The organism is Pseudomonas sp. FSL R10-2964, from assembly GCF_009600035.1.
Taxonomy (GTDB): Bacteria; Pseudomonadota; Gammaproteobacteria; order Pseudomonadales; family Pseudomonadaceae; genus Aquipseudomonas; species Aquipseudomonas bubulae.
Genome location: NZ_WIWH01000072.1, coordinates 1 through 5,773 on the forward strand (window position 1 = coordinate 1; position 5,773 = coordinate 5,773).

Here is a 5,773-nt window from a genome sequence, read left to right on the forward strand (position 1 = left end):
CGCTGGTTGCTCATGGCACCTCCTAATGGGCCTCATTTTAAGGCTTGGAGGTGTCTACGAAACTAGGGGCGATTCAGGCGGTGAGGGCTTGCTGAATCAGGCGCTGTTCATAAAAGCCGTCACCCAGGCGCTTCTGGCTTTGGTCCGGCTCGTAACCCAACTTCGCCAGCAGGTAGTCCGAGCCCATAAATTGTTTGAGGTGGGTCAGAGCCGGGTTGGTTTCGATCAGGTATTTGTGCGGGCTGGTTACAACGTTTGTGTCAGGCAAGCCCTGAACACGGTTGATGGTCAGGCCGTCAATCGCTGTTGCAGAACCTGCTGCACCTGAGAGGTCGACCGGTAGGGAGGGAGAGTGAACGGCCGACACAGTGCTGCTGCCCTGCCCGCTCAGGCGAAACAGGCCGTTCTGGCCCTCAGGCAAGCTGAAGCCGGGCAGCTCTACCGGGTTCACTTGTTGCTGGGCCACATCCGCTGGCAATTGGGCGTTGATGTGGATCGGTGTGGAGTAGCCACTTCCCGCGCCCGTGTCGGTTGGCGTACGGCCGGCAGCGACATAACCGTAGTACGGCCGGATCACGCTGTTGTTAAGGCTTTGCCCGGCACTGAGGTTGACGTCGCCCCCGGCTTGGATCACAGCGTCATGGGCCTGCCCGTCGATGTTTTGGGTGCGGGTGGTGTGCGATAGCTTGCCACCGCCCAGCAGGCCAATAAAGTAACTCAGGTCAGACTCAACGGTGGCCGAGGGTGTGGGGCTGTTTTTGGCATTGAAATTGGCAGCCGCCGGGATGGCCGCAAAAATCTGTGTGACATAGTTCCAGTACGTGCGGGTGGTGGTGATCTCCTGCGCTTGCACGCCCAGGTTGTTAAGGGTCTCTGCGGTGGCCGTCACGTTGCCTGTGGCGGCAATGGTGCTGCTGTGGTTATTGAGCGTCCCGGCGTGGATCTGGAGGTCCGCGCCACTGCCCAAGAGCGAAGCCGCTGTGCTTCGGGTAACGTTCAGGCGATCGATTTCATCGATTTGCCACAGGCCGTTTCGCCGCCCTTTACGACGAAAGTCACAACCGGCACCAGGTATCAAGTTGCAATCGAGCTCAGTGATGGTCACCGAGCTTTTTTCCTGGGCCGTGTATTCCAGCACATCCCGCACGTTATTCACGGTCATGGCGCGGATGCTCAGGTTCTGCGCGCTTTCAACCGTGCCGGAGCGGTTGTCCAGCAAATCGGCCTGGTTGTGATCTGTATCTTTGGCGATCAGCACATCGCCCAGGCCATAGACCGTCGCATAGGCATTGGTGAAGGTGGTGGACAGCAGCTGCATGTCACCGCCGCTGAAAATCAGACCATCGCGATTGAGTGCTGTGTCGGCAGTGAGCACAAGGTTCGCGCCAGCCCCCAGTGTGCCGGTGTTGGACACCTCATTGGCAATGAGGTTGAGGTCGGTCGCAGACGTCATCCGCCCGGCGTTGTTCAACTGTCCTGCCACTGTGACCCGGGTGCCGTCACCACCGGCCAGGGTGGCGGTTTCGCTGAAGTGCAGTTGCGCGGCGCGCAGATCCAGGGATCCGAGGCTGCTCAGCCGACCACTGGCCGAGTAAGTACCCTCCAGGTTGATACTCAGAGTGCCGTCACTGGCGAGCAAACCGTTGTTGGACCAGTTCCCGCCTGCGCCAACAAAACTGTTGGATGCCAGTAACTGGCCGCCCGCAACTTGATTGAGGCTGTTGACGTTGACTGTCAGGCGCGCGGCCTGAATCACGCTGCTGTTGGTCCAGCTGTCCTGGTTGAGGGTCAGGCCACCTCGACTCTCCAGACTGCCGCCAACGTTGTCGAGGATCGACGGATCAATGGCGAAAGTGCCGCTGCCGGAATGCAGTACCTTGCCACCCGCGTTCTGGAAGCTGCCCGCGAGTAACGTCAACTCAGTATTGGCGCTTTCCAGGGTGCCGTTGCGGTTGTCCAGCAGCCCGCCAATCTGGAACAAGGTATCGCCGCTGGTACCCAGCGTACGCAACTGCCCCGTCCGGTTATCCACGCTGGCGGCGCTGACACTCAGGGTTCCTGTGCTTTCGATAAGGCCTTTATGGTTATTCAGGGCGTTGCTCAGATCGAGGCTGACGTGCTCTGCTGCCACACGCCCACCTGTTTCGCCGCTGTTGTCGAAGGCGTTGCCGGTTATTGTCAGCAGACGCTTGACGTAGAGATTGCCGTCGCGATTGTCAAAAGCGTCGGTGGTCACGAGGGCATCGCCCACTTGCGCTGAGATTTTCCCGCCGACGTTATCGATACTGCCCGCGATCAGATTCAGACGCAGGCCCTGGATGATCCCTGCCACACCGTTGCGCAGTACACCGACTACGCGAGCATTGAGGGCTTGCTTGAGGCTGCCAAGCTCACCACCACGGTTATCCAGGTTGGCGGCCTTGATCGCCAAATCACCGTTTTGGGCAATCAGTTTGCCACCCTGATTGTCGATATTTTCAGTAATGTCCAGTTCTAAGCCGGTCTTGCCTTGCACCTTGCCCTTGGCGTTGTCCAGGCGGCTAGCGGTAAGTTTGAGCTCGCCGTCCTGGCTGTAGATCAGGCCGTCATTGCTGTTTTGCACCAGGCCACTGACGCTAATGTCCAACTTGCCATCTGCCGCGACTGTGCCGCGATTGCGGTTGTCCAGGCCAGCGGTCATCAGGCTCAGCACGCTTCTGCTGACCAGCTCACCGCCCTGGTTGTCGATCTGCGCCGCCCGCTGGATCAATAGCGGGCCACCGCTGGACAGCTTGCCGCGGGTGTTGGTCAAGGTGCCAGGCAGGTCGAGGGTTGTGGCGGCGGCACCTTTGATACTGCCAGCACTGTTGTCGAGATCACGTGCACTCAGATACAGAGCCGCACCACTGTCAATCACCCCGCCCTCGGCGTTGTTCAGCCAACCACTGATATCAAGGGTTTGGGCGCCAGCACTGGTTATATTGCCCTGACCGCTGTTGTCCAGGTTGGCCGCTGTGACGGTCAGGTTTTTTTGGCTGACCAGAATACCTGTACCGCTATTGAGAAGGCTGGAGCTGAGATGGGCATCAAGGTTGCCGTAAAGGCTGGACAGTTTGCCGCTGTTGCGATTGTCGAGCGTTGTACCGGTGGCATTCAAGCCCTGCCAGCCGGAGATCAGCCCGCCCTGATTGAGCAGGTTGTCACCATTGATGACCAACAGGTTGTTGCTGATCAGCTTGCCGCCCGTATTATCAAGGTTGCGGACACTCAGGCTAAGGGTTTGCGTAGTGGAAATCTCGCCGCCACGGTTGTTCAGGTCACGCAGGTGCTTGAGGGTCAAAGGGCCTGCTGTGGTGATCAGGCCGCCCATATTGTTGAGATCGCCTGTGGCAGTACCCAAGTCGAGCGTGATGGCCTTGCCCTGCAGCGAACCCTTTTCGTTGTTCAACCCACCACTGCTGATAGCAAGTTGGCCTGCGCTGGAAATGCTGCCCTGGTGGTTGGACAACTCAGTCGCAGAGAGGCTTAACCCGCCGTCACTGCTGATCAGGCCCAAGGTGTTTGCCACGCCGGCACTAAGCTCAAGACGGCTGTGTTTTTCGCTGGTAAGCCTACCGCCCGTGTTGTCCAGGCGAAAACCCGTCAACGACAAACCAGCCTGGCTCGACACTTCGCCTTCACGGTTATCGATATCGGCCACATCAAGCGTCAGCCCTTGAGCGCCGCCGACCAGGCCTTTATGACGGTTGTCCAGGATATTACTGCTCAGTTGGACGGCACCTTGGCCGATCAGTTGACCTTGCTGGTTGTTTAGATCCTGCACTTGAACCTTGAGGTTCTGCTTGCCGGAAATCCGGCCGCTGCTGTTATCGAGGCGGGTTGCAGTTACGCTTGCGTTGCCGTCGGATATCACTACGCCACTGCGGTTCTGCAATGTGCCATCAACGGCCAGGCGCATCTCACCCTGACTGCTGAGCATGCCGGTGCGGTTGTCCAGGCTGCCGATCCGGGCGTCGATGCTGCTGGCTGAAACCAGACCTTGGCTGTTAAGTAACCGATCAGTTTTGAGGTCGAGACTGGCGCTACTCAGAATCCGCCCTTTGTTCTGGTTATCCAGAGTGTCTGCACGGATGCTGGCGGCCTGTTTGGCGCTCAGCGTGCCCCCCTGATTGCTCAGGATTTGGGCGCTAGCTGTCAGGTGACGACTGGCAATGATGCTGGCGTGTGTGTTCGCAAGCGTTTTTGCGGCGATGTACACATCGCCATGACTGTTGCGGGAATGGTCGGCATTGACCCCGGCCTCGATAATGCCGTGATTGGTCAACTGCGCGCCGCTGGAGAGCTTGATGCTGTCACGTGCGATAAGGTTTTTACGGCTGCTCAGGTCGCCTTGAGCCTGCATATCCAGTGTGCTGCCAGCATAGATCGCCTCTTGGGCATCGAGACTTCCAGCCTTGCCTGTGATCGCACTGCTGGCCGTGACTTGAGCCATACGCAAATGCCCATTGGCATCGAGCTGTATATCCCCGCCACTGGCCGCCAGCGTGCCGTCCAGCTTGACCCCGACACCGGCCTCGGTACCCACCAGCCTGATGGCGCCCGCATACATTCCGCCCAAGGCGCTGGAGTCAATTGCCAACTGCGGCTTGGCGCTGCCGTCATCCGCGCGCGCAGTGGCGTGCAGGGTCCGGGCATTGACGTCGTTGCGACCGGCAATCACCGTCAAGTGACGCGCATTGATCTGGGCGTTGATCTTCGCCGAGCGGGTGATGATGTCGAAGCGATCGATATTACTGGCGTTCAAACCCTGACCGTCAATGGTCACCGTACCGCCATCAACCTGATAACGATCCAGACGACCATTATCAAACAGGGGTTTGCCCGTGCTAAGCGTGACACTGGGAGTATTGATAAAACCGCAGCCATTACAGGTAATACCGTAGGGGTTGGCCACGATCACCTTGGCCGACTGCCCCGCCACTTCGGTATAACCGCGCAACTGGCTGGGACTGCCGCCGTTGACTTCGTTGAGGATGATATGGGCGGCGTTGCCCTGCAGGTTCGGGTTGCCGAGGATGATGCCGCCCAGTTGGGTCGACTGGGTACGGTCAATGCCGTTGTTGAGGATCAGGCCATTGGCACCGACGTTGTAGTCATTAAACTGGTTATGCGACAGACCGCTGCCATTGGGTGCAGCAATATTGACGATCGGAACACCATTACCCGCCGCTCCCAGGCTGGTGCCTGGCCCGCTGACAACGATGCCTTCGGCCTGCACCAGCAGTGGTTGCCAGAACAGCGCATTGGCCAAAATAAAGGCCAGGCCACGTTTAGGCATGCCCAAGAAAGATTCCCGGGCATGCAGTGCTGCTGAAGACTGGCGGGCCAAGAAGGCTGAATGCCGATCATCCCTGTCGGTTTCTGGGGATAACAAACCCAGCTTGGCCAGGCTGCCCGGTACAACCGGAAATAAAGACCTCATCCCGAGATAACATCCAAACATGCTTACTCCATCCGTGATTCGCCAAACTTGATGAGTGAGGCAAAGTCTTTTCAACGAGACAATTCGCAGGCAAAAGCCTTGGCGCGTCTCCGGGTGGGGTAAGTCTTGGATATGTTTGAATGAAAAGAGTTAGGACGCTTCCGATATCAATAGCGAAACGTCTCTTCAGAGCAGCTGACTGTCACTGCCATAAATTTGATCTGTCGTAGCACGCCCTAGGCTCTGTACGTAAACCCAAGAAATACGATTTTCTGTAAAATACACCGCCATTAAAGCCAGGAGGCCAAGATG

General features: G+C 58.0%; 1 protein-coding gene. It reads right to left on the bottom strand.

The features are described from left to right. Positions 1 to 73 precede the first annotated feature (73 nt). Positions 74 to 5,461 (bottom strand): filamentous hemagglutinin N-terminal domain-containing protein, encoded by a 5,388-nt coding sequence (locus GHN92_RS23335; protein WP_153381295.1) that lies wholly within the window; start codon positions 5,459 to 5,461, stop codon positions 74 to 76. Between the last annotated feature and the right edge of the window lie 312 nt (positions 5,462 to 5,773).

Bases quoted from the DNA above. Each gene is read 5' to 3' on its own strand.
- GHN92_RS23335 (WP_153381295.1), bottom strand. From the start codon at position 5,461: ATGAGGTCTTTATTTCCGGTTGTACCGGGCAGCCTGGCCAAGCTGGGT.